The organism is Allocoprococcus comes (assembly GCF_013300725.1).
GTDB lineage: Bacteria > Bacillota > Clostridia > Lachnospirales > Lachnospiraceae > Allocoprococcus > Allocoprococcus comes_A.
The window spans coordinates 1-1,844 of the sequence record NZ_JAAIMM010000064.1 but is presented as its reverse complement, the minus strand read 5'-3'; the positions used below and the strand labels follow the sequence as shown (position 1 = coordinate 1,844).

General features: G+C 43.2%; 3 protein-coding genes. All 3 read left to right on the top strand.

What is annotated here, in order from left to right:
- Positions 1-212 precede the first annotated feature (212 nt).
- On the top strand, positions 213-530 hold the full coding sequence (locus tag G4407_RS15930) for a glutamyl-tRNA amidotransferase (RefSeq protein ID WP_044927371.1): 318 nt from the start codon (positions 213-215) through the stop codon (positions 528-530).
- Between the two features lie 87 nt (positions 531-617).
- The gene (locus G4407_RS15925) at positions 618-1,460 is read left to right on the top strand and encodes a hotdog family protein (protein WP_173689658.1); all 843 of its coding nucleotides are present in this window, start codon (positions 618-620) and stop codon (positions 1,458-1,460) included.
- Between the two features lie 5 nt (positions 1,461-1,465).
- On the top strand, positions 1,466-1,844 hold a 379-nt coding region (locus G4407_RS15920), incomplete at its 3' end, for a DUF4313 domain-containing protein (RefSeq protein WP_173689657.1).

Here is a 1,844-nt window from a genome sequence, read left to right as displayed (position 1 = left end):
AGGACGGTGGTGCATCGCCTTATGATTATGCGAAAACACCACTGGCTCACGACGACCTAAAGATTGACATTAACAGATTAGACGATTACGAACTGCTGTCTACCGAGGACATCCTTGGTGAATAGCAGTTTTTTGATGGATTGGAGTGATGTGTATTGAAGAAACTTCTCACAGGAGAAAAAAATAGAACAAAAAAGAATACAACTGAAAAAATGATAACCCCGATGCCGATGGGGAGAAAACAGAAAAAGTGGATGAGCCTTTATATGGCACTGGTACTGACCGTAACGGTTGGAGCAACGACCGCATTCGCAGCCGGAGATCCGTTGTCCGTTATCAATAACCTGTCTACCTTTATTTTTTCTCTGATTCGTGCGATCGGTTTGATTTTGCTTGGATTTGGTGTTGTGCAGGTTGGTCTGTCTTTAAAAAGCCATGATCCAAGCCAGAGGGCAAATGGATTTCTGACACTGGCCGGAGGGGTAATTATTACGTTCGCCAAAGAAATCCTCGATTTGATTATGGCGTAAGCCTCTTTGAAAAAATATATCAGGAAACAGCAGGAGTGCCGGAAGGTACTCCTGTATTCAAAAATATGTTTAAGGAGGTGAGAGTTTTTGAGTGATAACTGGATTGTACAGAATCTAAACTCAGCACTATCCACATGGAGTGAAAAGATGGCAGAACTGTGGACTCTGCTGACTGAAAATCCGGCAACTTTTAAGGGCGGCGGCATCTGGCGGATTATGGTAAATATTAATGATGCACTGACAGCCATTGCTTATGGATTACTGGTATTATTTTTCGCAGCCGGAATCATTAAAACGTGTGGCAGTTTTACAGATCTGAAAAAGCCGGAACATGTGCTAAAAGCATTTATCCGGTTTGCTCTTGCTCAGGGAGCAATCACATACGGAATGGAACTTATGCAGGCACTGTTTTCCATCGTGCAGGGAATCGTGACAACCGTAATGAGCGGCTCCAGTATGGCAGGAAGCGTGACGGAACTGCCAACGGAGATTGTAGATAAGATTGAGAGTGTGGGAATGCTGGAATCCATTCCGTTGTGGATTGTCACACTGCTTGGCAGTCTGCTGATTACTGTATTGTCATTTGTGATGATCCTGACAGTGTATGGCAGAATGTTCAAAATCTATATGTATACGGCAATCGCCCCGATTCCGATTTCCTCGTTTGCAGGAGAACCCACGCAGTCTATTGGAAAGAACTTTATCCGTTCTTATATAGGCGTGTGTCTGGAAGGGGCAATTATTGCACTGGCGTGTATTATCTTTTCTGCTTATGCGGCAAGTCCTCCGGCAGTGGGAGATACGGAGCTGAGTGCAGTTACAATCGTGTGGAACTATGTAGGAGAACTGGTATTCAATTTATTGGTACTTGTTGGAGCAATTAAGGCATCTGACCGTATTGTCAGAGAAATGATGGGACTTGGAGGTTAAAAAATATGGATACAAAGAAAACATTAAGATATAACTGGGAATTCGGACGTGAGACAGTAGCGATACGAGTGAGCTCTTATCGGAACAATGGGAATTTATATGTAGGACTCTGCCATAAGGAAGGGAGAGACTGGGAAGATTTTGGAGATGTAACCATTAATCTGCCCTATCAGTTCTTAGAGCCAAATGAGGCTTTTATAACAGGAGATTTTACCAAGGATATGCTTCATTTTATCAAGGAACATAAACTTGGAAAAGTGTTGAATGAAACAGGAAGATCAGGATATGCAACCTATCAGAAGGTAGCGTTTGACCTTGCAAGACTTGCGGAATTTGATCCGGAAGGCGTTGCGGAACACTGTAGATTTGCCGGGATAGAAGTAC